Genomic DNA, 25,774 nt, shown 5'->3' on the forward strand with positions numbered 1-25,774 from the left:
GAGGGGGAAGCATATGGAAAACCAAAACAAAAAACCAAGAAAACTGATTTTGGAATTGGGGCAGATGATTACCGACCGCCTGGGGCGGAAAATCACCACGGAAGACCCGGAATACTGGGGCTTAGAGTGTATTGTGACAGACGAGATGGCGGAAGTGGCCCTGAAGATGAAGGTGAGAAAGCCAAAGACGTTAGAAGAGATTGCAAAGCTCACAGGGAAAGACAAAAAACACCTGGAAGAGCTTTTGGCGGAAATGGCTTATGTGGGCCTGATTGAGTACAACTGGGAGAATCCCAGAAGGGAAAAGCAGTATATTTTACCCATGTTTGTGCCTGGGAGCGCAGAGTTTACCAATATGAGGCAGTCACAGCTTGAGGAACATCCCCAGCTTGGACGTTTCTTTGAGCGCATGACCTTTGAGCCTTTGGAGAAAGTGACGCCTATGGTGCCTCCGGGAGGGGCGGGCATCGGAATGCACGTGATTCCCGTAGAAAAAGCCATCCGCTCCGAAAATAAGACCGCAAGTGTGGAGCATATTTCCCACTGGCTGAAAAAGTACAAGGGCAAATATGCCGCAAGCCCCTGTTCCTGCCGTATGTCAAGAAAGACCTACGACGAGGGCTGCGGGGACGACGTGGAAGATTGGTGCATCGGCGTGGGAGATATGGCGGATTATCTGGTGGAGACCCAGAGAGGACACTATATTACATATAACGAAGTGATGCAGATTTTAAAGAAGGCGGAGGATAATGGTTTTGTCCATCAGATAACCAATATCGACGGACATGACAAAATTTTTGCCATCTGTAACTGTAATGTAAACGTGTGCTATGCACTGCGGACTTCCCAGCTTTTTAACACCCCAAACATGTCCCGTTCCGCCTATGTGGCGAGAGTGGAAAAAGAGGACTGTGTGGCCTGCGGCCGCTGCGTGGAGTACTGTCCTGCCGGGGCGGTAAAACTGGGGCAGAAGCTTTGCACAAAAGAGGGGGAGATAACCTACCCCAAACAGGAACTGCCGGATGCAGTGAAATGGGGGCCGGAAAAATGGGATGAAAATTACCGGGACAACAACAGGATTAACTGTTATGACACAGGGACTGCACCCTGTAAGACAGCCTGTCCCGCCCATATCGCCGTACAGGGGTATCTTAAGATGGCTGCCCAGGGCAGATACAAAGACGCCCTTGCCCTTATCAAAAAGGAAAACCCATTCCCGGCTGTGTGCGGCCATGTGTGCAACCGCCGCTGTGAGGATGCATGTACCAGGGGAAGCATTGATGAGGCCATCGCCATTGACGAGGTAAAGAAATTTATTGCAAGGCAGGATTTGGACAGCGAAAACCGCTATATCCCACCGATAGTTCAGCCTTCTATGCGGGGAACTTTTCCCCAGAAAATCGCCATTATTGGAGGAGGGCCCGCAGGGCTTAGCTGTGCCTTTTACCTGGCGGAAAAAGGCTACAAACCGGTGGTATTTGAAAAGAACCGAAAAGCCGGGGGTATGCTGGTATACGGAATCCCTTCCTACAAACTGGAAAAAGATGTGGTGGAAGCAGAGATTGACGTGCTCAGGGAAATGGGCGTAGAGATAAAATGCGGCGTGGAAGTGGGCAAAGACGTGACCCTTGACGAACTTCGGAAAGAGGGATACCAGGCATTTTATATTGCCATTGGATGCCAGGGGGGAAGACGTGCAGGGATTCCCGGTGAGGATGCCCCGGGGGTTATGACGGCAGTTGACTTCCTTCGTGCTGTTGCAGACAACGAAGATTACAAGGTATACGGAAAAACTGTGGTCATCGGCGGAGGAAATGTGGCAATCGACGTGGCCAGGACAAATGTACGCTGCGGCGCCGAGAGCATTGCCATGTACTGCCTGGAGGACGAGGACCATATGCCGGCGTCACAGGAGGAAGTCTCCGAGGCAAAAGAGGAAGGAATAGACTTAAACTGTGGCTGGGGCCCGAAAGAAATTCTCTCAGAAAACGGAAGAGTTACCGGGGTGGTATTTAAGAAATGTGTCTCCGTCTTTGATGAAGAGGGTAAATTTAACCCGGTATATGACGAAAATAACACCATAACCGTTCCCTGTGAAAACGTTTTTGTCAGCATCGGGCAGAGCATTGAGTGGGGAAATCTCTTAGAAGGTTCCAAAGTAAAATTAGGGCCGGGGAACAGGGCCATTGCAGATTCCCTTACTTACCAGAGCGGCCAGGGAGATATTTTCGTGGGGGGAGACGTGTACACCGGGCCTAAATTTGCCATTGACGCCATTGCGGCAGGAAAAGAGGGGGCCGTTTCCATTCACCGTTTCGTACAGCCCCACACTTCCATGACCATAGGAAGAAACCGGAGACAGTTTATCGAGCTGGACAAAGAAAATATTGTGGTGGAAGAATACGACAATTCCTCCCGGCAGATTCCAGGGTACAGTGCCTCCGTGGATGAGCGGAAACATTCCTTTAGGGATGTAAAGCAGACTTTTACAGAGGAGCAGGTAAAAGCGGAGACTGCCAGATGCTTAGGCTGCGGCGCTTCCGTGGTAGACGAAAACAAGTGTATCGGCTGCGGCATCTGCACCACCAAATGTGAATTTGATGCGATTCATTTGTTCAGAGAACATCCGGAGTGCAGCCGTATGTATAAGTCTGAGGACAAGATGAAAGTGATTCTGCCCTACATGATTAAGCGGGAAGTAAAAATAAAGATGAATAAAAACAAAAAAGATAAAAAGTAAAAATGTCAGTCTGAAGATTTCAGGCTGGGGAAAAGAGGATTGCCATGCATGAATTGGGCGTTGTCTTTCATGTCATTGAAAGTGTGGAAAATATTGGAAAAGAGAACCAGTTGACAAAGGTGGCATCCGTAACCCTTGAGGTGGGGGAGGTATCCGGTGTGGTGCCTTCCTACCTGACGGATTGCTGGAAATGGGCGGTGGAGCGCAGCGATTTCATGAAAGGCGCCGCCCTTCATTTTGAAAAGATTCCGGCGGTGACATTCTGTGAGGACTGCAAAGAAGAATATCCCACGGTAAAACATGGGAAAACCTGCCCCCGCTGCGGCAGCGGCAACACATACCTTTTAAGGGGGAATGAATTTGTGATTAAAGAGATAGAGGCCTGTTAGACTGGGCCTCTTTTTTATGTGCAGGCCCGCATAGGGAAAAGTACAAACTTTATATGGAAATATGACGGTTTAATTGTTATAATACATTTTAAAGCAGCTCCCTGAAGGAAGGGGCTGGCGGAAAACACTAAAAGTATAGGATTCTGGAGATGAAAGGAATGGCGATATGAAGGGCGTGTGGAAGGCAATTGCTTATTTTATCATGTATTTTGGATTAACAATGATTTTTCAAGTCTTGTTATCTGTAGGATTTATGGCTATAGGTGCAGCGAATGGCCTTAGAGAAGAAGCTTTACTAGCAGAATTTGTAAATAACAATATTTTGGGCATAACCGTTATTTCGGGGATATTGACTGTATTCGTCCTATATATTGTTTTTAAAGTTCGGAAAAAACAAGTCAGGCAGGAATGGAAACTTAATAAATTTACCATTAAAGATGTTGTCTTAGCATCTGTTACGGCATTTTCATTTTCTTTCCTATTTGCCTTATGTACATATAATGTTTCTATGGAAAACTCATTGATGATATCCAAGTCAGTTGATTTTTATTCCCGGATATTCCCGATGCTTGGGATTGTATTAATGGCAGCCAATTTATTAATAATAGCTCCTGCTGCGGAGGAGATTGCACTTAGAGGAATTATTTATACAAGAGTTGAAAAAACCACAAACCCTGTTATAGCTATAATAGTGAGTTCTGCTTTATTTGGGGCAATGCATTTCGTTGCCGGCGGAGTTGTACTGGTGATTGGCGCAATGCTTATGGCATTGGTTTTTGGATATTTATTCTATAAATTTGAATCTCTATGGGTGTGTATGATAGCTCATGCTGCTGCGAATTTGCCGGAATTTATTCTATACAGTAAACCAGATATTTCCGGCGGTATGTTCTGGGGACTGATACTGTTATTTGTGTGTTTATTTCTTGCAGGTATATATGTTATTCAAAAGACAACTCAAAGTGATAAAAATTTCCTTAATCAATCAAAATAAATCTGATGTTTTCCAAAAATCACATCGTCCATGGAGGACTGGATATAGGCAATAGCCCCCTCTTTATCTCTGTCCCGGATAAAGGTCCAAAGCCTGTAATTGCTTTCGTAGAGCGTAGGGATGCCGTAAAGGATGCAGAACCGTTCCCACAGGGTAAACACAGGGGGGCGGAAAGACTGCATAATCAGGGGCATCAGGGTGTTACCGGAAACCAGGGAAAATGCGTGCTGAAAGGCAAAAGCGGCGCCTGCTGCCTCTGTGGCATCGGCGGCATTTTTGATAGCTTCTATTTTTTCCAAAAGCAGGGCAATTTCACTGTCCGTGATAGAAGGGATACAAAGCTGTACGGCTAAAGTGTCAAGGGCAATGCGGATTTCTAAAATAGAGCGGATTTCACTGCTCTTTAATCTGCCCCCACGGTAATTCATAATAGCAAGGAGGGTGTCAATGGTGCCTTTCTGGCGGTAGTCCGCAACGAAGGTGCCGCTTCTTGATTTTACTGTGAGGAAGCCCTTTTTTTCCAGCTCCCGGATACCGCTGTTTACCACGGCACGGCTCACCTGCATCTCCTCTGCGAGCTGCCGCTCCGGGGGGAGTTTTTCTCCGATTTTCAGTTTCCCCGATAAAATCAGTTCTTCAAATTGGTTTACAAACAGTTCCCGCAGGGAGGGGGAACTGATTTTCTGAAATTCCATATGGTTCTCCTGACTGTTATTTGTGTTTTGGTGTTATTGGGTACTGAGGAAAATTTTCCTGCCATTCCTCAAAATTCATAACTGCAAAATCAGATAATATTTCACGTTTCACTTCTCCAAATTTTTCAAAATTGTGGGGAAGCTGTTTGCTGATTTTATTTCGGAAAAGTTTGCGCATTTTTGCATCCATAAGTTCACTTTCAATTAAGAGACAATAGGAAATTTTCTTTTCTTTTTCGTTTAATTTACATGCCCATAACCAGAATAAACTGCTGACAAATTTTTTTGCCATATCTTTACAAAACTTATCTCTGTTTCTTGTAAGTTTTTTATGAAATAATTCTTTATTAGATGCATAATTCACATTAGAATTCTTAAATTCTAAGAAAAGAATATTTTGTTCTATTATGATAAAATCAACATTATATTGCAGTTCGGGGATGCAATGTGACAGCTCTTCAATTTGAACCACATTTTCCGCTTTCGTGAAATCAAATAGGAAATTATGGTTTTCATCTTCGTATATTTTTTCCATAGTTAATCTGTCATTCCTTTAGTGTAGGCTAAGTCCAATAGTTTTTCATCAGCCTGAATTAATTTATTAGCTGTAATATTTCCAAAAACAGTGCTGCTTTCCGCGCAAATTTTATTCTCATTTCGCTGAAAGGAATGGAAAAGAATATGGTCATTTTTTCCCTTTTTTAATTCAAAATATTTAGCCAGATTATAGCTGTGGGTTGCAAGGATAATCTGGATGTGGTTTCTTTGCAGCTCCAGCAAAATATCTGCAAGCGTGGGGAGTAATTCGGGATTGATATTAGTTTCCGGTTCATCCCACAGTAATATGCTTCCTGGCTGCAGCAAGCCGTTTCTTATAAGTTTCCACAAGAGGGCAAATTTTCGGAAACCCTCCGCTTCCATTTCAAAATCAATTTTAAATCCATCTTTTTTTCGGACTAAAAATTTTTCATTTTCATACACAACTTCTCCGCCGATAACATTACTGATAATGTCCAGAAGTTTTTTTTCAAAATCTGCCGGTTTTCTAGTTTCTGGCAATTGTGCGTTTTGTATGATATCAATTTGGACATTTTCAAAGGGTAAATCATATTTTTCATACAGCGAAATCAGTCCTTTGGAATGTGACAGCATTTCCATTACGGGAATGTATAACACATCATTAGTTTCATTGACACATAATTTTTGCCCGTTTTCCATAAGCCAGCAGCTTTCTATTTTACCATTTTCCATTTGGTACTCAATGAAAATGTTCGGTACACAATCGGTATTGTCATTGTGTTTCCGGATATATTTATTATCTAAAACATCCTGTTTTTTATCATGGCATGTATCATAGATTGATTTTAAAAATATTGTTTTTCCACTGCCGTTTTCACCGATTATGATGTTTATGCCATCTGACAATTCCAGATTAAAATTTACAAAAACGGCAATGTTAGAAAGCTTTATTTTTTTGAGTGTCATGGTATCCCCTTTCAATACACGTGGATTTTTTCTGGGGAATCGCTGATTAAATCACAGATTTCCTAAAAATAATAGTAACACACCTAAGTACAAAGTACAATTCTCTTTTCCGTTTCTTTTGGAGTCACAGCATCCTGTCGGAAAGTCATTTAACTGTAACTTTTTTCTGCTATAATAGAAAAAATAAAATGTAAAAGGAAGTAGGCTATGGAGGATATATATTATATTGAAGATGACCCGGATATTGCAAATATGGTAAAAGAATACCTGGAGCAGAAAAATTTCAGGGTAAAGATATGGGGGACTTTTGCAGAGGCAAAGTGCGCTTTAAAAAAACATGTGCCCGCACTTATTTTGCTGGACTGGAATATGCCGGACGGCCGGGGGGACGGCATGTGTCAGTATTTGCGCAGAAACTGGAAAGAACTTCCGATAATTTTTCTCACGGTCCGGGGGGATTCCCAGGATATTGTTTCCGGTTTTCAGAACGGGGGAGACGACTATGTGGTAAAGCCCTTTGAACTGGAAGTATTGTATTCAAGGATACTGGCATTGCTGCGCAGGGCCGGCAATGGTGCAAAACAGTATCTTTCCTGTGATGGAATTGAAATGGATTTAAACCGCAGGAGCGTTTCCTGCCATTCTAAGGAAGTGGATGTAAGCCCGGCGGAATATGAGCTTCTTTTGTATTTGATGGAAAATAAGGGAAAGACTTTGACCAGAGAAAGAATTTTAGAACAGATATGGGATGTGAAGGGAAACTATGTGAACAATAACACCCTGACAGTTACCATGAAAAGGCTGAGGGATAAACTCTGCCAGCCCGCCTGTATTAAAACAGTGAGGAGTGTGGGTTACCGGATGGAGGATAAAATATGAGCGGAAGGAAGCATGTTTTCATTACTTTGGGATTTGCCCTGTCCCTTAGCCTGATTGCCTCTGCCGTCTCTGTCATGCTTGTCTCTTTCTATGACAGCAGGCATCAATTTGACCTGCTGAGTGCGGTATGCGGGGAGATCGTGGAGCGGGAGCCGGAAACAAAACAAGTGGTTTCCGGGGTGCTAAAGGAATATGCACAGGGAAATGTCCGGGCGGAGGATGATTTTTTATCCCTGTTGGGATACCATATTTCCGATTTTTCACGTATGTCCGGGGGATGCAGAGTATTGTCTGCGGCCGCAGGGTTTTTAACAGGTTTTTTTCTTTTTATCTTTACTTATTTATTTCGGAACAGGGCGGAGGCGAAGAGGATTTGTTCTTTGGCAGATTATCTGGAACAGGTGAATACAAAAGGTGCGCCAATTCTCTCCGATTCCGGGGAGGATGAGTTTTCAAAGCTGAAAGATGAAATATATAAGACGGTGACATCTCTCTATCACACAAGAGATGAGGCGGTGCAGGCAAAGAATGATTTTGCGGAAAACCTGTCCAATATTGCCCACCAGATAAAAACTCCAATCACTGCCATTTCCCTGTCTCTTCAGATGATGAAGCAGGAGCTTGGCGGGAATCAATTCAAGCGGATGGAAAAACAGCTTTTGCGGCTGACCCGTTTAGAGGAAGCCCTGTTGGTATTATCCCGGATGGATGCCGGGACTTTGGTTTTGGAAAAGAATGAGACAGATGTTTTTACCATCCTTGTCCTTGCAAAAGATAATTTACAGGAATTATTCGCAGACTCCGGGGCGTCCATAGAGATACCGGAACTTGGGGAAATGGTGGTGTCTGTGGATTTGGACTGGACCATGGAAGCCTTTATGAATCTGATGAAAAATTGTATGGAGCACAGCAATGGCGGAAAGATTCACTGTTCCTATGGGCAAAATCCTTTCTATACGGAAATCCTTATCTGGGATGAGGGGGAAGGATTTTTAAAGGAGGACATCCACCATCTTTTTGAACGGTTTTATCGGGGGAAAAATGCAAATGAAGGGGGTATAGGAATCGGATTGGCTTTGTCAAAGGAAATTATTGAGAGACAAAACGGGACGATACGGGCAAAAAACAGGGTAGGAGGGGGCGCCCTGTTTGAAATCCGCTTTTACCGTCACTGAGTTGTAACTTTCCACTGTTATACTGTTAAACATAGAAAGTTCTAAGGAAAGGGGACAACAAAATGGAGATTTTAAAATGCGAAGGAGTAAAGAAAGTATACGGATCCGGGGGAAGTCAGGTGGAGGCGTTAAAGGGAATTGACCTGTCTGTAAAGAAAGGGGAATTTGTGGCAATTACCGGGGCCTCCGGCTCCGGGAAATCCACCCTTATGCATATTCTTGGCAGTGTGGATTTGCCCACAGAGGGAAAGGTCATGATAGACGGGACGGATATTGCCCGGTTAAACCAGACCCAGGCGGCGATTTTCAGGCGGAGGAAGGTGGGGCTTATCTATCAGTTTTATAACCTGATTCCCACTCTTACCGTGGAGAAAAACATACTTATGCCTTTAGCCCTGGATAAGAAAAAGCCAAACAGGGAATTTTTTAATAAAATTGTGGCTTCCCTTGGGATTGAGGATAAACTTTCCGCCCTGCCGGGACAATTATCCGGGGGGCAGCAGCAGAGGGCAGCCATTGCCCGATCCCTGATTTACCGCCCAGCGCTTATCTTAGCCGATGAGCCTACAGGGAATCTGGACCAGAATAATTCCAAAGAGATTATGGATATGCTGAAACTTTCAAATCGCAATTTAGATCAGACGATTTTGCTGATTACCCACGATGAAAAGGCGGCCCTGGAAGCGGAACGGGTGATTACGGTTGAGGATGGGCGCATTATCAGTGATGAGAGGAGGAAATAGATATGTGGAAAGATTATGTATCCGGTTATATCAAAAATAACCGTTCCTCTGTTTTGGCTATCCGGCTGTCCGCATTTATTTCAGCCCTGCTTTTATCCCTTTTATGCGGACTGTTTTATAATGCCTGGAAGTATGAGGTTGAGAGGATTGTGCTGGAGGAAGGGGGCTGGCAGGCCCGGATTATAGGGGAGCTGAATCAGGAAGATATTGATTTTATTCAAAATTTTGCAAACGTAAAAGAAGTCAGGGCAGGGGAAAATAAAGAAGGGGAGTGGGAAACAGATATTTATTTTTATAAGTACGGAAGGGTTTTTTCAGATATGCCCCGTATTGCAGACCAGGTTCATGTTCCCCGGGAAAAGGTGATATATAACTATGAACTTTTGGCCTTGTATCTCCTTAGGGGGGAGGGGGATACTGCCCCAAGGCTGCTGTTTCCTATATATCTTTTGATACTGGCCCTGGCGTCCCTTTCCCTGATAATCATTATACACAATGCCTTCGGGTTTTCTATGGAAGCAAGAATCCATCAGTTTGGCATTTTTAAAAGTATTGGGGCTACACCAAAGCAGATCAGAACCTGTCTTTTGCAGGAGGCGGCAGCACTCTGTACCCTGCCGGTATTCTTTGGAAGCCTTCTTGGCATAGCAGGAAGCCTTGGGCTGATCCAGGTAATAGATGTTCTGGCGCGTGATATCCCGGGACGCCATCAGTCCATGCCGGGCTATCACCCCCTGGTTTTTCTCTTTACGATGTTTATTACCATTGTCACCATATGGATTTGTGTATGGATTCCTGCCAGAAAATTAAGCAGGCTGACGCCTTTAGAGGCAATCAAAAACAGGGGGGAATTAGGATTAAAACGAAAAAAGAATTCCCCCATTCTATCCCGCTTTTTCGGGGTGGAAGGGGAACTGGCGGGGAACGCTCTAAAAGCCCAGAGGAAAGCCCTGCGGACGGCGTCCTTGTCCCTTATCTTTTCTTTTCTGGCATTTACGATTATGGAGTGCTTCTTTTCCCTTTCCGGGATTAGCACCAGGGAAACTTATTTTGAAAAGTACCAGAATGTGTGGGATATTATGGTAACGGTAAGGGATGCTAAGGTGGAGAACTTTAAAGAAACGGAAAAAGTACAGGGGCTTGCCGGGGTAAAAAGCGCCATTGTGTACCAAAAGGCCAGGGCAAAAAGAGTGATTACAGAGGAAGAAATGACGGAGGAAATGAAGTCTTTCGGCGGTTTCTCCCATGCATCTTTAAAGGACGTAACTCCTGTGGAGGGCGGATGGCTGGTAAATGTCCCCATTGTGATAATGGATGATAACAGTTTTTTAGCATACTGTAAGGAGATTGGGGCAGAGCCGGGGCAGGGGGCCGTGGTATTAAACAGGATCCGTGATGTGACAAACCCGGATTTCAGGCACCCGGATTTTATGCCCTATGTAAAAGAAAGGGGGGTCAGTCTTTTAAGAGGGGCTTTCAAAGAGGAAAAAACAAGGGAGATTCCCGTTCTATCCTATACCGGGGAGGTTCCCGTTTTAAGGGAGGAGTATGCAACCCTTGACTATTATGAACTCGTGCATTTTATCCCAGTATCTCTGTGGAGGGAAATCAAAGAGGAGATAGGGGGAGAGGAAAAAGATTTCTATATCTGTATCCGCGGGGGAGAACATGTGACTTTGGAGGGGCTTTGTGAGCTTCAGGAGGAAGTTGGGCGGATTGTGGGAAGTTATACTGCAGAATCGGAAAACCGTATTCAGGAGTATGAGACCAACAATACCCAGATACAGGGAATGATGGTGATACTGGGAGGATTCTGCGTCCTTTTGGGGATAATCGGGGTTGGCAATGTGTTTTCCAACACCCTGGGGTTTGTGCGCCAGAGGAAAAGGGAATTTGCCAGGTATCTGTCCATTGGAATGACTCCAAAAGAACTAAAAAAAATGTTTGGTATTGAGGCCATGGTAATCGCCCTCCGTCCCGTTCTCATTACCCTTCCCCTGGCAGTATTTGCAGTGGGGTATATGTTAAAATTAAGTTACCTGAAAGGGGAAGAGTTTCTGGCGGAGGCGCCCCTGATCCCAATTTTTATCTTTATGCTGGGGATTTTAGGCACTGTGGCCCTGGCTTACGCTTTCGCCTGGGGGAACCTGAAAAAAATCAGTTTGGCGGAGGTGCTTAAGGATGATACTATGATATAAAAATTGAAAAAGCAGCACAGAAAAACTCTTTTCATGTGGCAGATGTTTTGTTATAATTAATAAAATACTAAAATATTTTAGTTTTAATTAAAAACAGATCGTTTGTGTACCTATGGGGGAGTTTTTTATGGATGTGTTTAAATTCGGGCTGAGCCATTGGAAAAAGTATCTGCCTGCTACAATTTTGGTTCAGCTTATCAGCTTTGCCGCCCTTACGGCGGACCTTATGATACCTATGATATCGGAAATGTTTATCGACTATGTGATATGTAAAAATGTGCCGGACGGCAGGGGGATTTTTTCTTTTCTCCTGGAGGGGAACTACGGGGAAGTTCAAAGCTTTACCTTGTTTCGCTCCCTGACAGTTCTTTTAATGCTGTTTCTCTCCCTGCGTATCTCTTTTGTTTATGGAAAAAATGTGTGGAATGAAAAGCTTGGCTTAAAGCTTGAGACTGATCTGCGGATGAAGACATTTGATAAGCTTCTCACCCTAGACAGCGCTTTAATCGGAGAGTACAATACCGGGGAATTACTCACCATCTTAAATGCGGATACCATTATGTTTAAAGATTTGTTCAGCCGTATTCTTCCTCTGATACTGGACAGCGTGTTTGTACTTTTGGCAAGCGCCCTTTTTCTGGCAGGCATCCATCCCTGGCTTTTGGTTTTCCCGGTGTGCCTGACCCCGGTGTTTGCTGCAGCCCTTATAAAATTCCGGAAGCTTGCCTTTCATGCCTATGGGGTTGCTCGGGAAAATATTTCCGCCATGAATTTAACGGTACAGGAAAATATAGAGGCCGTGCGCCTGGTGCGCTCTTTTACCAATGAAAGTTTAGAGGAGGAAAAGTTTGACAGGGCTAATGGAAAGCTTAAGGATTCCTGTGTCAGCCTGGCCAAACTTTTAGCAAGTTTTGATGTGGCCTTTTCTTCCATAAAACAGCTGGCCTATGTGGGCAGCGTGGGGCTGACCTTAGAGGGAGAGCGGATTTTAAAAGATATTTCCGTGTCCATTCCCTATGGGAAAAAGCTGGGAATCGCAGGGGAGACAGGCAGCGGAAAAGCAGGTGGTTACAGCGGCAAAACACGCCCAGGCCCATGATTTTATAAAAGAGCTCTCGGAAGGCTATGATACCATTGTAGGGGAGCGGGGATATGGGATATCCGGGGGCCAAAAGCAGCGCATCTCCATTGCAAGGGCCCTGCTTAAAAATGCCCCTGCCCTTGTCTTTGACGATTCCACCAGCGCCTTAGACGTAAATACGGAAAAAAATCTTCTTTCGGATATAAGCCGCTATTATCCCGGGAAAACCATGATTATCTCCGCCCACCGCCTTTCTTCCGTGGAAAATTGTGATGAGATTTTGTATATGCAGGAAGGGGAGATAAAGGAGCGGGGAACTTTTCAGGAACTTATGGCCCAAAAGGGACATTTTGCAAAGGTATATCAGATTCAAAAAGCAAGGGACAGGGAAATGTTAGACAGGGAAGGGGAGGAAGATCTGTAATGGCTAAGAGAAATACATATTTTGAAGATGAGGTCGTGATGAAAAAGATAGATATGAAACAGCTTTTCAAGGTGTTTCGGTATATCTGTCCCTATAAAAAAACAGTGGTTCTTGTGGTATTTCTCATGCTGTTTTCCGCAGGAATTTCCATGCTCTCCCCTTTGCTGCTAAAGCAGATTATAAATGTGGTGGTCGTAAAAGAGGATTACCGGATGCTGGCCTTGGTGGTTGTGGGAATGGTTTTTCTGGCATTTTTGGATATCGGAATCACTTTTGTCCACCAGATTCTTTCGGGAATTATGGGCCAGGGGGTGATTGCCTCCATCCGGCAGGATATTTTTTACAAGCTGCAGAAACTTCCCTTTGACTACTTTGACTCCCGGCCGGACGGGAAAATTGTAATCCGGGTGACGGATTATATCAATGATCTGGCTAATTTTTTTGCCAATTACCTGGTGCAGCTTTTGGTTTATATCGCCAAAATATTTATCGTGACTTTTTTTATGCTTTCCATATCCCCGGTTTTAACAGGGGCTGTGTTTCTGGCAGTGCTGCCCATGATGGCCTGCGTTTTTGGACTGAGATACTGTGTCCGTAAGATTTTTCCATCCCACCGGGCAAAAATGGCAAACCGCACCGCATTTTTGGTGGAAACGATTATGGGGGAGAAAATTGTAAAGAGTTATAACCGTTCACAGCTAAACAGGGAAATTTATATAAACGTCCATCAGGACAGTGTGGATACCTGGCTTCGCATTGTAAGGCGCATTCAGTTGAATACCCCCATTGTGGAATTTTTCTGGAATTTGGGCACATTTTTTTATACGGATTTGCCCTGTCCTTGGTTTTACAGGGAAATACGGGGATGGATGCGGGGACGGTGGTGGTATTTACCAGCTATATGAGCCTGTTTTCAGGGCCCTTAACCCAGATAGCTTATATTATCCAGCAGCTTGCCCAGGTGAGTTCCAATTTGGAGCAGGTATTTGACACCATTGATTATCCCCTGGAGATACCTGAGGAGGAGAATGCCATGAATCTGTCCCATATCCAGGGAAAAGTGGATTTTAATCATGTTACCTTTCAGTATGAGGAGGGTATCCCGGTATTGACAGATTTTAATCTTCATGTGAAACCTGGGGAAACGATTGCCCTTGTCGGGCCTACAGGGGTGGGGAAAACTACGATTATCAACCTCTTGACCCGGTTTTATGATGTCACTGCCGGGGAGGTAAAAATTGACGATATCAATGTAAAACAGGTGTCTCTTCACTCCCTGCGAAAGGAAGTGGGGGTGTTGATGCAGGACCCCTTTATCTTTAAGGGAACAGTTTTGGAAAACATACGCTACGGAAGGCCGGAGGCCACAGACCAGGAATGTATGGAAGCCGCAGAGCTGATTCATGCCCAGGAACATATCCTGCAGATGAAGGACGGGTATCACCATATGCTGGATGAGAGGGGGCAGGGCCTCTCCGCCGGGGAGAAACAGTTAATCAGTTTTGCAAGGATAGTACTGAAAAATCCTTCCATTGTTATTTTAGACGAGGCCACCAGCTCCATTGACACGGAGACGGAACAGCTTATAAAAGAGGCTCTGGATAAGATTCTTGCAGATAAAACGGCCTTTATTGTGGCCCACAGGCTTTCCACTGTGCGCAGTGCAGACAGGATACTCTATATTATGGACGGGGAGATAAAGGAACAGGGAAATCATGAAGAACTGATGGCGTTAAAAGGATATTATTACTCTATGCAGTAATGTACAAAAAAACCTCCGGGATTTTGCCCAGGGGTTTTCTTTTGTGTCTCTTTATTTTTCTGCTGCATCCGGTTTCTCAACGGCGGATATGGCTACTTTCTGCATGGGAATACGGCAGTTTTTATTGCTTCCGAATTCTACAATAATGGTGTCGTCGTCTGAGATGTCGATGACTACCCCAAAAAATCCGCTGGTGGTTAAGATGGTGTCTCCCACTGCAAGGTCTGCTAACATGGCGTTTTTCTTCTTCTGCTCCTTCTGCTGGGGGCGAATCATGAAAAAGTACATAAAAACAAACAGCACAATCAGTGAAATTACCATAGAGACATTGGCGGTTGTCTGGCTTAATAAAATTGACATAATTTTTCCTCCTATTTCGCACTTTTTTATTGTACACAAAACTTTAAGAATGGGCAAGGGATTTTATGTTTTTTTTAGTTTTCTTTTTTATTTTGGCCCATACCGTAAAGTTTTTCTTCTTTGTAGGAGGCAAAACGCCCCTGGTCTAAGGCATCTCTGATTTCCTCCATCATGGTATTGTAAAAATAGAGATTGTGCAGCACGCAGAGCCGCATCCCAAGCATTTCCTTTGCCTTTAGGAGATGTCTGATATAGGCTCTGGAATAGCGCCGGCATGTGGGGCAGTTACAGCTCTCCTCAATGGGGCGCATGTCTTTTTGGTATTTTTGGTTAAACAGATTCAGCTTTCCCTGGTTGGTGTAAACGTGGCCGTGTCGTCCGTTTCTGGAAGGATACACACAGTCGAAGAAGTCAACCCCCCGCTCCACGGCCTCTAAAATATTGGCGGGAGTTCCCACCCCCATAAGGTAGGTGGGCTTTTCTTTCGGAAGATGGGGCACCACAGATTCTAAAACCCGGTACATTTCCTCATGGGTTTCCCCCACTGCTAAGCCCCCCACTGCATAACCGTCCAAATCCATCTCCGAGATTTTTTTTGCATGGTCAATGCGGATATCTTCATAAACGGCTCCCTGGTTAATGCCGAAGAGAAGCTGTTCTTTATTGATGGTCTCCTCTAAGCCGTTTAACCTTTGCATTTCCTCTTTGCACCGCAGGAGCCATCGGGCAGTGCGGTCTGCGGAATTCTTAACATATGTCCTGTCCGCTGTGCTGCTGGGGCATTCATCGAAGGCCATGGCGATGGTGGAGGCAAGATGGGACTGAATCTGCATGCTCTCCTCCGGTCCCATAAAGATTTTGTGCCCGTCGATGTGGCAGTTAAAATACACGCCTTCCTCCTTTATTTTCCGAAGCCCCGCCAGGGAAAACACCTGAAATCCACCGGAATCCGTAAGGATTGGTCTGTCCCAGGACATGAATTTGTGAAGCCCCCCCAGCTCATGGATCAGGGTATCCCCCGGCCTAACATGGAGGTGGTAGGTGTTTGACAATTCCACCTGGGTTTTAATCTGTTCCAAATCTTCCGTGGACACTGCGCCTTTAATTGCCGCTGCGGTTCCCACGTTCATAAACACTGGGGTCTCTATGGTGCCGTGGACAGTTTCAAACTGCCCCCGTTTGGCCCTGCCCTCCTGGGTCAATATACGATATTTTGCCATGAAAGTTCCTCTTTTCTCTGATTTGTGTTATAATGTACACATTGTTACAAAATTTCTGATTTTATTATAAAGTAACATTGATTTGAGAGATTGTCGATAGTATAATTCTATATTATTGACTTTTTTATGACAACAGGGCCGTAACGTGGGGTTATACCTTTAAAGCCGGGTGTAAAAAGAGATATGTACAAAAAAGGAGGAATTTCCTATGAAGGGAAAGATGGGGAAGAGGAAGCTGCTTCAGAAAATGGTATATGTTTTTATACTTCTTTTAGCGATTATCGTTTTGTTTCAGTGGTTTACGGTACAAAACAGAAAAAGGATGGTGGAGCGGAATAAAAATTATGCGGCGGATTCTGCAAGGCAGACGGCAACCCGGATTGACGAAGAGATGGACAATGCCTTAAAGCTTATCAGCACTTACGCCTATTTTTTTGGGGAGAGCCTTTCCGAGCCTAAGGTCACGGCGGAGATGTTAAAGAAAATGGAAGAAAATTCCTGGTATGACGCATTGATCTTTACTGACAAAAACGGGGTGGATCATGCCTCCGACGGACGGACTGTGGATGTGGCGGACCGGGAATTTTTTACGGAGGGCATGAGAGGGGAAAGCGGCACTTCCATTATTTTTGACCCACGTTTTTTTGATGAGGCAATGGCTTGCTTTTATGCCCCGGTGCGCTGTAACGGAGAGATTATCGGTGTTCTAAGGGGAGCATATCTGGCGGAGGAATATTTAAAAAATATGCTTGCCACCACTTATTTCGGGGAGAGGGCGGATGTGTATTTCTGCACTTCCGACGGGATGGTGATTGCAAGTTCTGACGACGAGAGCCATGAGGGAAATTTATTGGAGATTCTCCTTGAGTCCGGTGTGATAGACCAGGATACGTCTAATGAGGCCATGGAGATATTTGAATATGGCGGGGAGGGGACTTTTATCTGTGATTCCCGCAGTAAAACCGACAATATCTGTGTCAGGAGCCTGGCTCAAAGCGGATATGTCCTTGTGCAGACATTTCCCAAGAATGTTACCCAGAAAATGCTATGGGATGAGAACATTGTGGGAATCCAGCTGGAGGCAATGCTTATCGGCCTTTTTGTCATTTATATTATTGCACTGCTTCTTCGGGCGGGACAGGAAAAGAAAGTCTTAGAACATGAGAACCGGGAGATGGGATATATTATCGACGGCATCAATACCTTGTTTTCCCGTTTTGCCATGGTGGATTTGGAGACGGGGAGATACCGCTATCTTGCGGATACAAGGCCCGAGGGCAGTTCTATTTCCGTCAGCGGGGATTACCAGGATTTGGTGGAGCATTTGTGCTCGATTATGATAGAGGAGTCAGAGCGGAAGGAACTGATGCATTTTCTGGAAAAGGAAACTGTGGTAAAAGCTATGGAGGGCCATGAGGATTTGCGTTTTGAGTGCCATGTTCAGAGAAGCGGCCACCCAGAGTGGGAGCACATGAATATTATGTGCCTGGAACGAAAAGAGGGCAGGGCAAGTAAAATTTTGTTCAGCCGTCAGAATATCACAGAGGTAAAGGAGAGAGAGCTTAAGATTCAGGCGGAGATGTCTTTGGCGAACCGCAAGGAAAGGCAGTATCAGATAGCCATTACCTCCAATGCCATTTGTACCTTTGAATTTAACCTTACCCAGGACTTAATTGAAGAAGATATTACCAGGATGCTGGAGGGCAGACAGATTTCCATGGTGGAGCGCACAGGGCTTAAGGTTCCCTGTAAAGCGTCCCAGTGGCTGGAGCGCTGGAAAGAGTTTGTGCTGGAGGAATCCAGGGAGGATTACACGAAAACGGCAAATGTAGAGTATTTGAAAGAATGTTTTGAGGAGGGGATTGCGGAGGTTAACCTTGAGTACTGGTACAGGGATTCCCTGGAGAGGGAAACCTGTGTGAGGCAGTCTTTCCTTATGACAAAGGATGACATTACAGATGATATTTTAGTTATGGTGGTGACAAAAGAGATTACGGAAAGTGTGAGAAAACAGAAAGAGCAGACCCAGGCGCTGCAGGATGCGCTGATGCAGGCCCAGCATGCCAACCGTGCAAAGACCACGTTCCTCTCCAATATGTCCCACGATATCCGCACCCCTATGAATGCCATTATCGGGTTTACAACCATTGCAGTGACCCATATTCAGAATCAGGAGCAGGTGAAAGACTGCCTGCAGAAAGTGCTCTCTTCCAGTAACCATCTTTTAAGCCTGATTAACGATATTCTTGATATGAGCAGGATTGAGAGCGGCAAGGTGCAGATTAAAGAGCAGGAGTGCAATATTTCCGAGATGATGCACAACCTGGTGAATATTATACAGCCCCAGGTAAAGGCAAAGCAGCTTGAGCTTTTTATCGACACCTTTGAGGTGGCAAATGAGGATGTGATTGCAGACGCCCTGAAATTAAACCAGGTGTTTATCAACTTATTGAGCAATGCGGTGAAGTATACTCCGGCAGGGGGGACCATTACCTTCCGGATTATCCAAAAGACCACATTCCGCCACGGGTACGGGGATTATGCCTTTGTGATAAAGGATAACGGTATGGGAATGTCAAAGGAATTTGTAGAACATATTTTTGAACCTTTTGAGCGGGAGACCAGCGTTACCCAGTCCGGCATCCAGGGGACAGGCCTTGGTATGGCAATCACCAAAAATATTGTGGAGATGATGAACGGAACCATTTCCGTAGCAAGTGTGCCGGGCAGCGGAAGCGAGTTTACAGTGGAGCTAAGCTTAAAACTTCAGGATATAGAGAAAAATGCAGAGCAGATTAAGGAACTTCACGGTTTGCGGGCCCTGGTGGTGGATGATGATTTTAATACCTGCAGCAGTGTGAGCAAAATGTTAGGACAGCTTGGCATGCGCTCCGAGTGGACCACTTCCGGCAGGGAGGCAGTGTTCCGGGCCCAGGCAGCCCATGACGAGGGAGATTCTTACCACACCTATATTATTGACTGGCAGATGCCGGAGCTCAGCGGCGTGGAGACAGCCAGAAAAATCCGAAAAGCTGTGGGGGAGGATGTGCCTATTATTATCTTAACAGCCTATGACTGGACAGATATTGAGGAGGAGGCAAAAGATGCAGGCGTCACGGCATTCTGTGCGAAACCCCTCTTTATGTCCGACTTAAAATCCGCCCTTCTTGCAGCAAATAATCTGGGAGAAAAGGAGGAAAAAGCTGCTGCCTGGACTTTAGCGGATTTTTCCGGAAAACGGGTGCTTTTGGTGGAGGATATTGAGTTAAACCGTGAGATAGCGGAGGTTATACTCACGGAGGCAGGATTTGTGGTGGAGTCTGCTCCGGATGGAACCGACGCTGTGGCAATGGTGGAGAAATCGGAAGAGAATTATTATGACGTGGTTTTAATGGATGTTCAGATGCCTATTATGAACGGCTATGAGGCCACAAGAACCATAAGGAATATGGACAGAAAGGATGTGAAGGAGCTGCCCATTATCGCCATGACAGCCAACGCCATGGAGGAGGATAAGGAAGCAGCCATAAAACATGGAATGAATGCCCATATATCAAAGCCGCTTGACATGGATGTTTTTATCCGTGTGCTGGGGCAGTATGTGAGTAAATAGAAATGATGAGTAAAGTATTGATTATTGAGGATGATGAAATCTTAAACGCAGGATTGTGCTATAATCTGCAAAAAAGAGAGATGGAGCCCTATCCTGCCCACACCATAGAGGAGGCAAAAAGATTATTGAGGGAAGATTCCTATGATTTGATTTTGCTGGATATAAATCTGCCGGACGGAGACGGGTTTCAATTTGCAAAGGATATTCCCGGCCAGTATGATACACCCTTTATTTTTCTTACTGCCCATCATTTAGAGGACGAAGTTATTGCAGGGTATCATCTGGGGGCAGATGACTATATCACAAAACCATTTCACATTAATATTGTGATGGAAAAAATACAGGCTGTATTAAAAAGGTGCAAAGGAAGGGAAGAAAATACACTGTATGTCTGCGGAAATCTCACGATTGATTTCAAGAACCGTACAGTGAGAAAGAGAGGGGAGATTCTTTCCCTCACCCCAACAGAATTTGACCTTCTCCAATTTTTCTGTAGGAATCGAAAACAGATTTTGACAAAGGAAGTTTTACTGGAAAATATATGGGACAGTAAAGGAAATTATGTGAACGAACACACCTTATCTTTGAACATCAGCCGTTTAAGGAATAAGATTGCCGACAGTGAATCCGGATATATCAAAACCATTTATGGCATGGGATATAAATGGATTGGAGCAGGGGAAATAGAATGATTTGTTTTTTGTTGGGGCTTGTATTTCTCATGGGAATTTTAAATATCTTCTGCTATCTGTATTTCCGCAGGAGGTTTGTGGTTTTTTCAGAAGAGATTCTGCGCAGCGCCCAGAGGATTATGGGACAGGAAAAAGAGTTGACACAACATAATAGGGAAACCCTCGCATCCAAAGTGGTTATGGAGTTAGAGAAAGTGGAGGAGATTGTTTCAAACCGTCTGCGGGAAAGTGAGGGGGAGAAGGAGAAGCTGCAGCGGACAATTTCCGACATATCCCATCAGTTAAAGACTCCACTTTCCAATATCTCCATGTATCATGACATGATTGCTGATCCGAAACTTACAAGTGATGAATCGGAAAAGTTTATGGAAATTATCAGGCAGCAGTTGGAAAAGCTGGAGTTTCTCATTGATTCCCTGATTAAGTCATCCCGTTTAGAGAGCGATATGATTCACCTGAATATAGAAGACAGCAGTATTTTTTACACCTTAAAACTGGCAGTGAATGGAATTGTACAGAAAGCAGACAAGAAAGATATTGATATTTCTATTCACTGTCCGGCAGGGATAAAAGTTCCCCATGATGTCAAGTGGACAGCGGAGGCCATTGAAAATATTTTAGATAATGCAGTAAAATATACACAGCAGCGGGGAAATGTCTCTATCCATGTTGTCTCCGGGGAAATGTATACAGAGATTAAAATAAAGGATACGGGGAAGGGAATACCTCCGGAACATTACAATGATATATTTAAGAGATTTTATCGGGAGAAATCTGTAGTAAGGGATGAGGGACTGGGATTAGGGCTTTACATTGCCAGAAGCATAATTGTCCGTCAGGGAGGGCATATTATCGTTCGTTCTGCAAAGGGGAAGGGTTCCTGTTTCTCTTTGTTTCTCCCCTGCAGAAAGAGGATGTAATTGTATCGATTTTGATATCATTTTATAAAAAATTGATACAGGATTGGTAGAATTTCCTTTTAGAATGGAAGTATAAAATAAAGGAGATGTCAACCATGAAGATATTGCAGACAAATAATCTTACAAAATATTACGGTGCCGGGCCTGTATTGGTAAAAGCACTGGACGGAGTTACTCTGGAAATTGAAAAGGGTAGTTTTACTGCGATTGTGGGAACTTCCGGTTCCGGGAAAAGTACTCTGCTTCACATGCTGGGAGGGTTGGATACACCTACGGGGGGAAGCGTTGTGGTGGATGGAGAAGAATTGAGGGGAATGGAGAGAAATGAGCTCACCATTTTCCGCAGGAGGAAGATTGGTTTTATTTTTCAGAATTACAATCTCCTTCCCCATTTGACGGTGTATGACAATATTGTTCTGCCAATGGAATTGGACGGGAGAAGTGTGGATACACACTATTTAAATGATATTGTGACTTCCCTGGGTTTAGATGATAAACTTCAGAGAAGACCAAACAAATTGTCCGGCGGGCAACAGCAGCGGGTAGCCATCGCCAGGGCATTGATAACCAAACCGGCCATTATTTTGGCGGATGAACCTACAGGAAATCTGGACAGCCACACCAGCCATGAGGTTTTGGGACTTCTTTGCACTGCAGGCAGAAAATTCCATCAGACCATCGTGATGATTACCCATAATGAAGAGATTGCCCAGATGGCAGACCGTTGTCTTCGTATCGAGGACGGCCGCATTGCAGAAAGCAGGTGGTAAATATGAAACTGGATTCAAACAATAACAGGGGAATTATTTACCGCATTGCAAAAAGCAATTTGATGGGGAATAAATTATATAGTTTATTTGCATTTTTATCCATTTTTCTATCGGTGGCCTTTGTGAGCACTATGATTCTATTTCTCCAGGGCACGCAGACAGTGGAAAAACGTATGCTGGACAATATGCAGCATGTGATGTTTATGAATGTGTCTGAGGAACAGATGAAACATATTCAGGCAGACCGGAGAACAGAAATTATGCTTCCCTACAAGTCAGGGGAGGAGACGTTTCAGATGGAAGGGGTAACATACAGTTTTACCTATCTGCCCAGCCAGGAGGACAAAATACAGACTTATGTTTTGGCGGAGGGGAAAGAGCCGGATGCGTATAATGAGATTGTTGTAGATGAATATTTTATGGAGAGTATGGGACTGGAATGCAGCATTGGCACAAAGCTCCTGCTTTATACGGGGGATGGGCAGGAAGAATTTGTCATATGCGGATATGCTAAGAAAGAAAATCCCATGTCTGTAAACACGATATATGTTTCCGGAGAGTTTGCAAACCGAAGCAGACAAATGAAGGATATTGGGTATACAGCTCTTGTGCGGATTGTGGATGCATCTTATTTGGAAGCCTCCGCTTTTGAGACTATCGTTTATGAAATGGCAGCAGACTATGGAATCAAAAGAGTGGATGTAAATATCAACGGGAAGTTTGAAGAACATCTCCGTGAAGGCAGTACCCTGATGTATGTTACCCTTTTTGTGTCAGTGGTTATATTAGCCGCCAGCGCCATTGTTATATACAGCATCTTCTATCTTTCTGTGACGTCACGCACACAGCAGATTGGCCAGCTTCAAACCATAGGAATGACCCAGAGACAGATCAAAAGCATGGTGCGCTGGGAAGGTTTTTTATTATGCGGCATATCTATTCCCGTGGGACTGCTTTTGGGAGGGTTTTTGGCGTATTTCCTGGAAGGGGATGGATGGAATCTTGTGAATTATTTTATTGTAATGGCAGTGGTTGGAACTTTTGATCTTTTAACGGTGCAGATCTCTCTTAGAAAACCGGCAAAGCTTGCCGCACTTGTCGCCCCTGTGGAAGCGTCAAGAGGTTTTTTGGGGGAAGATAATTGGAAAGAGGATGTAAGGGAGCACAAAAGGCTGACAGCCTTTGTGATGGCAGAAATCGGCCAGGGAAGAAATAGTAAAAAGCGAAGGATTATGACCGCTTCCCTCGGATTTGGCGGAATCATTTTTATGTTGGCATCCTCTTACCTGTGTGCTTGGGACGAAGACGCCTACTCAAGACAGGAGGAATTTGAGGATGCAGAATATGTGGTATCCTACCGCTATAATGCCCATAACCCTTTGGCATATGGGCCGACGGAAATGCAGCTTGGGGGCCATTTAAGTGAAGGCCTGAAAAAAGAGCTGGAAGGGATTCCCAATGTGGAATCTGTAAAAGAGTCACACAGTGCCTTTGGCAGCATTGAATTTCAGGGTGCTACCTGGGTGCAGGGGTTTCATTTTTTGACAGAGGATTCCCGGGAATATTTTGACCTGAATGTGGAGGGGAATGGCAGTTATGAATATCTCGCCAAGCACGATGGAATAGTCGTTACAAACAGTGAATTCTATGAGGGAATCAACGGTGTTACTCTGGATGTGGGGAACAGATTGACGTTTCGGTGGTTTGACGGAGAAGAACATTCCAGAGAGTTTGAGATAGCGGCGGTAACGAAAGATTCAGTTCCAGGGAACGGCGGCAATGATTTTTACATGACGGACAAGACAGCAGAAAAATTATGGGGCAGTATGAATACAACCGATGCTCTGCTGATATCTGCATTAGAGTATGAAACAAACGGGGACCAGGTGGAACAGGATATCAGCGCTGTCATTGAGCCATACACAGATTTATCTCTCGACACACTTAGGGAGCACATTCAGGATGACGCTTTCAATATACAGAAAATAAAAATCCAGATTTATGGGATTTCTGCCTTTCTTATTCTGTTTAGTATTTTAAATCTCATTAACATGGTGATTGGAAATCTGGCAACAAGGAAAAAGGAACTCTCCATGTTGGAATCTATCGGAATGGAAGAAAGGCAGATTAGAAAAATGCTGTTCTGGGAATGTATTCAGCTTGTGTTTCCGGCTATTTTCATAACACTTGTCCTTGGAGGAGCCTGCGGATATGGTTTTGTTTATTTCTTGAAACAGTTAGCCGGCTATATGGTATACAGATTTCCCATTATTCCAAGTTTGCTGTATGTGTTAGGCGTAATTTTAATACCTGTGGCAATCTCATATGTTTCTTTGAAAGCACAAAACAAGACTTCCCTGGTGGAACGGATGCGGTATGTGGATTAAAATTTAAGGCGGATAAAGTATGAAAATTATCATTTCACCTGCGAAAAAAATGAACAGGGATACCGATTCCTTGGAAGTGAGGACTTTGCCTGTTTTTCTGGACAAAACAGAGATATTGATGAAGTGGATGAAAGGGCTTTCCAGAGAGGAGGCAAAGGCGCTGTGGAAATGCAATGACAAGCTGACGGATTTAAACTTCGCACGTTTTGCCGGCATGGACCTGGGCCAGGGCCTTACGCCGGCAGTGATTTCCTATGAGGGAATCCAGTACCAGTATATGGCTCCCTCTGTCATGGAGGAAAGACACCATGATTACATACAGGAAAATCTTCGGATTCTTTCCGGGTTTTACGGGGTGCTAAAGCCCTTTGACGGCGTGGCGCCCTACCGCCTGGAGATGCAGGCGAAGGCACAGGTAAATGATTGTAAGGATTTGTATGAATTTTGGGGGGAGGAGATTTACAGGGAACTGACAACAGAAGACTCTGTCATTTTAAATCTTGCATCAAAAGAGTATTCCAAATCGGTGGAGCCTTATCTGACAAAAGAGGATATGTTCGTGACCTGTGTGTTTGGGGAGTGGAAGGAAGGGAAGGTGATCCAAAAAGGCACTATGGCAAAGATGGCCAGGGGTGAGATGGTTAGGTTTCTGGCGGAAAGGGATGCCGGATGCCCGGAGGATGCGAAGGCCTTTGACAGGCTGGGATATGGTTTTAGGGAGGAGCTGTCTGCGGACAGGGAGTATGTGTTTTTGAAGGAGGGGTAAGATGGATGCTATATCAAACCACTTCTGGTCCAATGTGCCAACTCCGTGGTGAAAAGTGAAAAGCATCCTGAAATCCGCAACCGCTATCTCCGCTTAAGGAAACGCCGCAGTCACAAGAAAGCAGTCATTGCAATAGCAAGAATACTTCTAACAGCATTATACAACATGCGGTAGTCTTTTTGTCAAGAAAAGCGGCTATGAAAAGTCCTGTTTACACCATCTCATTTTTATTAAATTCTATTTTCTCATCCAGTTTTATCTTATGTTCCTGTAGCTGCGCAATCTGTTCATTGAGCGTCTGCCGGTGCTGCACCAGCATTTCCATCCTCTCAGAAAGGGGGGGAGCACCTGCGGCCCGCTGTTTCCCTGTGCGGGAAACCCATATACTGGAAATTCTGCACTGCCTTTCACGGGAGTTTGACAGTTTCATATTTCAAAAAATCCTTACAGGCCTTATAAAGCCTGACTTTTTTATGTCAAA

General features: G+C 44.6%; 23 protein-coding genes and 1 pseudogene. 18 read left to right on the forward strand and 6 right to left on the reverse strand.

From position 1 onward, the window contains the following. The first annotated feature begins 13 nt into the window (after positions 1 to 13). The 3 genes from D7Y06_RS04780 to D7Y06_RS04790 all read left to right on the forward strand — a co-directional run bounded on the left by D7Y06_RS04780 (position 14) and on the right by D7Y06_RS04790 (position 4,123). Entirely contained in the window at positions 14 to 2,740 is a 2,727-nt protein-coding gene (locus tag D7Y06_RS04780) for an FAD-dependent oxidoreductase (RefSeq protein ID WP_120406691.1), read from the forward strand. Between the two features lie 44 nt (positions 2,741 to 2,784). Beyond that, a complete protein-coding gene (locus D7Y06_RS04785) occupies positions 2,785 to 3,129 on the forward strand; it encodes a hydrogenase maturation nickel metallochaperone HypA (RefSeq protein WP_120406692.1) in 345 nt (114 codons plus the stop codon). A 166-nt stretch (positions 3,130 to 3,295) separates the two neighbouring features. Then, positions 3,296 to 4,123, forward strand: a complete 828-nt coding sequence (locus D7Y06_RS04790; protein ID WP_120406693.1) for a CPBP family intramembrane glutamic endopeptidase — start codon at positions 3,296 to 3,298, stop codon at positions 4,121 to 4,123. Here the strand turns inward: D7Y06_RS04790 and D7Y06_RS04795 are convergent. The 3 genes from D7Y06_RS04795 to D7Y06_RS04805 are packed head-to-tail and all read right to left on the reverse strand — an operon-like array spanning position 4,111 to position 6,303. Beyond that, positions 4,111 to 4,818 carry a FadR/GntR family transcriptional regulator gene (locus D7Y06_RS04795; protein WP_120406694.1) on the reverse strand — a complete coding sequence of 236 codons (708 nt, stop codon included), beginning with the start codon at positions 4,816 to 4,818 and terminating at the stop codon, positions 4,111 to 4,113. The genes D7Y06_RS04790 and D7Y06_RS04795 overlap by 13 nt on opposite strands. A 16-nt stretch (positions 4,819 to 4,834) precedes the next feature. Continuing rightward, positions 4,835 to 5,353, reverse strand: coding sequence for a hypothetical protein (locus D7Y06_RS04800; RefSeq protein ID WP_120406695.1), 519 nt, complete (start codon positions 5,351 to 5,353; stop codon positions 4,835 to 4,837). A 2-nt stretch (positions 5,354 to 5,355) separates the two neighbouring features. Beyond that, on the reverse strand, positions 5,356 to 6,303 hold the full coding sequence (locus D7Y06_RS04805; RefSeq protein WP_120406696.1) for an AAA family ATPase: 948 nt from the start codon (positions 6,301 to 6,303) through the stop codon (positions 5,356 to 5,358). A gap of 207 nt (positions 6,304 to 6,510) precedes the next feature. Here D7Y06_RS04805 and D7Y06_RS04810 point away from each other — a divergent pair, with 207 nt between their 5' ends. The 8 genes from D7Y06_RS04810 (at position 6,511) to D7Y06_RS26880 (ending at position 14,565) form a co-directional block, all read left to right on the forward strand. Then, positions 6,511 to 7,182 carry a response regulator transcription factor gene (locus tag D7Y06_RS04810; RefSeq protein WP_120406697.1) on the forward strand — a complete coding sequence of 224 codons (672 nt, stop codon included), beginning with the start codon at positions 6,511 to 6,513 and terminating at the stop codon, positions 7,180 to 7,182. After that, entirely contained in the window at positions 7,179 to 8,357 is a 1,179-nt protein-coding gene (locus D7Y06_RS04815; RefSeq protein WP_120406698.1) for a sensor histidine kinase, read from the forward strand. Before D7Y06_RS04810 ends, D7Y06_RS04815 begins: the two co-directional genes overlap by 4 nt. Positions 8,358 to 8,419: 62 nt before the next feature. After that, entirely contained in the window at positions 8,420 to 9,100 is a 681-nt protein-coding gene (locus D7Y06_RS04820; protein WP_120406699.1) for an ABC transporter ATP-binding protein, read from the forward strand. A gap of 2 nt (positions 9,101 to 9,102) precedes the next feature. After that, positions 9,103 to 11,298 (forward strand): ABC transporter permease, encoded by a 2,196-nt coding sequence (locus D7Y06_RS04825; protein WP_120406700.1) that lies wholly within the window; start codon positions 9,103 to 9,105, stop codon positions 11,296 to 11,298. 127 nt (positions 11,299 to 11,425) lie between these two features. Beyond that, complete coding sequence (locus D7Y06_RS04830) at positions 11,426 to 12,397, forward strand: ABC transporter transmembrane domain-containing protein (RefSeq protein ID WP_243119073.1); 972 nt, start codon at positions 11,426 to 11,428, stop codon at positions 12,395 to 12,397. Then, a complete protein-coding gene (locus D7Y06_RS26870; protein WP_243119075.1) occupies positions 12,363 to 12,803 on the forward strand; it encodes an ATP-binding cassette domain-containing protein in 441 nt (146 codons plus the stop codon). The genes D7Y06_RS04830 and D7Y06_RS26870 overlap by 35 nt, the downstream gene beginning before the upstream one ends. Beyond that, the gene (locus D7Y06_RS26875; RefSeq protein WP_243119077.1) at positions 12,803 to 13,708 is read left to right on the forward strand and encodes an ABC transporter transmembrane domain-containing protein; all 906 of its coding nucleotides are present in this window, start codon (positions 12,803 to 12,805) and stop codon (positions 13,706 to 13,708) included. The genes D7Y06_RS26870 and D7Y06_RS26875 overlap by 1 nt, the downstream gene beginning before the upstream one ends. Then, positions 13,669 to 14,565 (forward strand): ABC transporter ATP-binding protein, encoded by an 897-nt coding sequence (locus D7Y06_RS26880; protein WP_243119079.1) that lies wholly within the window; start codon positions 13,669 to 13,671, stop codon positions 14,563 to 14,565. Before D7Y06_RS26875 ends, D7Y06_RS26880 begins: the two co-directional genes overlap by 40 nt. A 51-nt stretch (positions 14,566 to 14,616) precedes the next feature. Here the strand turns inward: D7Y06_RS26880 and yajC are convergent, their stop codons facing one another. Next, positions 14,617 to 14,925, reverse strand: a complete 309-nt coding sequence (yajC, locus tag D7Y06_RS04840; protein ID WP_120406701.1) for a preprotein translocase subunit YajC — start codon at positions 14,923 to 14,925, stop codon at positions 14,617 to 14,619. A 74-nt stretch (positions 14,926 to 14,999) separates the two neighbouring features. Beyond that, positions 15,000 to 16,145 carry a tRNA guanosine(34) transglycosylase Tgt gene (gene tgt, locus D7Y06_RS04845; RefSeq protein ID WP_120406702.1) on the reverse strand — a complete coding sequence of 382 codons (1,146 nt, stop codon included), beginning with the start codon at positions 16,143 to 16,145 and terminating at the stop codon, positions 15,000 to 15,002. A 208-nt stretch (positions 16,146 to 16,353) separates the two neighbouring features. Here tgt and D7Y06_RS04850 point away from each other — a divergent pair, with 208 nt between their 5' ends. The 7 genes and pseudogenes from D7Y06_RS04850 to D7Y06_RS28195 all read left to right on the forward strand — a co-directional run. Further along, the gene (locus D7Y06_RS04850; protein ID WP_243119081.1) at positions 16,354 to 19,758 is read left to right on the forward strand and encodes a hybrid sensor histidine kinase/response regulator; all 3,405 of its coding nucleotides are present in this window, start codon (positions 16,354 to 16,356) and stop codon (positions 19,756 to 19,758) included. A gap of 2 nt (positions 19,759 to 19,760) precedes the next feature. Then, positions 19,761 to 20,450, forward strand: coding sequence for a response regulator transcription factor (locus D7Y06_RS04855; RefSeq protein WP_120406703.1), 690 nt, complete (start codon positions 19,761 to 19,763; stop codon positions 20,448 to 20,450). Then, a complete protein-coding gene (locus D7Y06_RS04860; RefSeq protein WP_120406704.1) occupies positions 20,447 to 21,370 on the forward strand; it encodes a sensor histidine kinase in 924 nt (307 codons plus the stop codon). The genes D7Y06_RS04855 and D7Y06_RS04860 overlap by 4 nt, the downstream gene beginning before the upstream one ends. Before the next feature lie 95 nt (positions 21,371 to 21,465). Continuing rightward, positions 21,466 to 22,140: an ABC transporter ATP-binding protein gene (locus tag D7Y06_RS04865; RefSeq protein WP_120406705.1), complete on the forward strand. Its 675-nt coding sequence runs from the start codon at positions 21,466 to 21,468 to the stop codon at positions 22,138 to 22,140. Between the two features lie 2 nt (positions 22,141 to 22,142). Next, positions 22,143 to 24,527, forward strand: a complete 2,385-nt coding sequence (locus D7Y06_RS04870; RefSeq protein ID WP_120406706.1) for an ABC transporter permease — start codon at positions 22,143 to 22,145, stop codon at positions 24,525 to 24,527. A 19-nt stretch (positions 24,528 to 24,546) separates the two neighbouring features. Then, a complete protein-coding gene (gene yaaA / locus D7Y06_RS04875) occupies positions 24,547 to 25,293 on the forward strand; it encodes a peroxide stress protein YaaA (RefSeq protein WP_120406707.1) in 747 nt (248 codons plus the stop codon). Between the two features lie 3 nt (positions 25,294 to 25,296). Further along, positions 25,297 to 25,461: pseudogene (locus tag D7Y06_RS28195) on the forward strand (IS110 family transposase); the annotation flags it as partial. 43 nt (positions 25,462 to 25,504) lie between these two features. On the opposite strand, the gene D7Y06_RS04885 reads toward D7Y06_RS28195, so the two are convergent. Next, a complete protein-coding gene (locus tag D7Y06_RS04885) occupies positions 25,505 to 25,723 on the reverse strand; it encodes a hypothetical protein (protein ID WP_243119083.1) in 219 nt (72 codons plus the stop codon). Between the last annotated feature and the right edge of the window lie 51 nt (positions 25,724 to 25,774).

It is taken from the genome of Roseburia sp. 1XD42-69 (assembly GCF_003612565.1).
In the GTDB taxonomy this organism is placed as follows: Bacteria; Bacillota; Clostridia; order Lachnospirales; family Lachnospiraceae; genus Roseburia_B.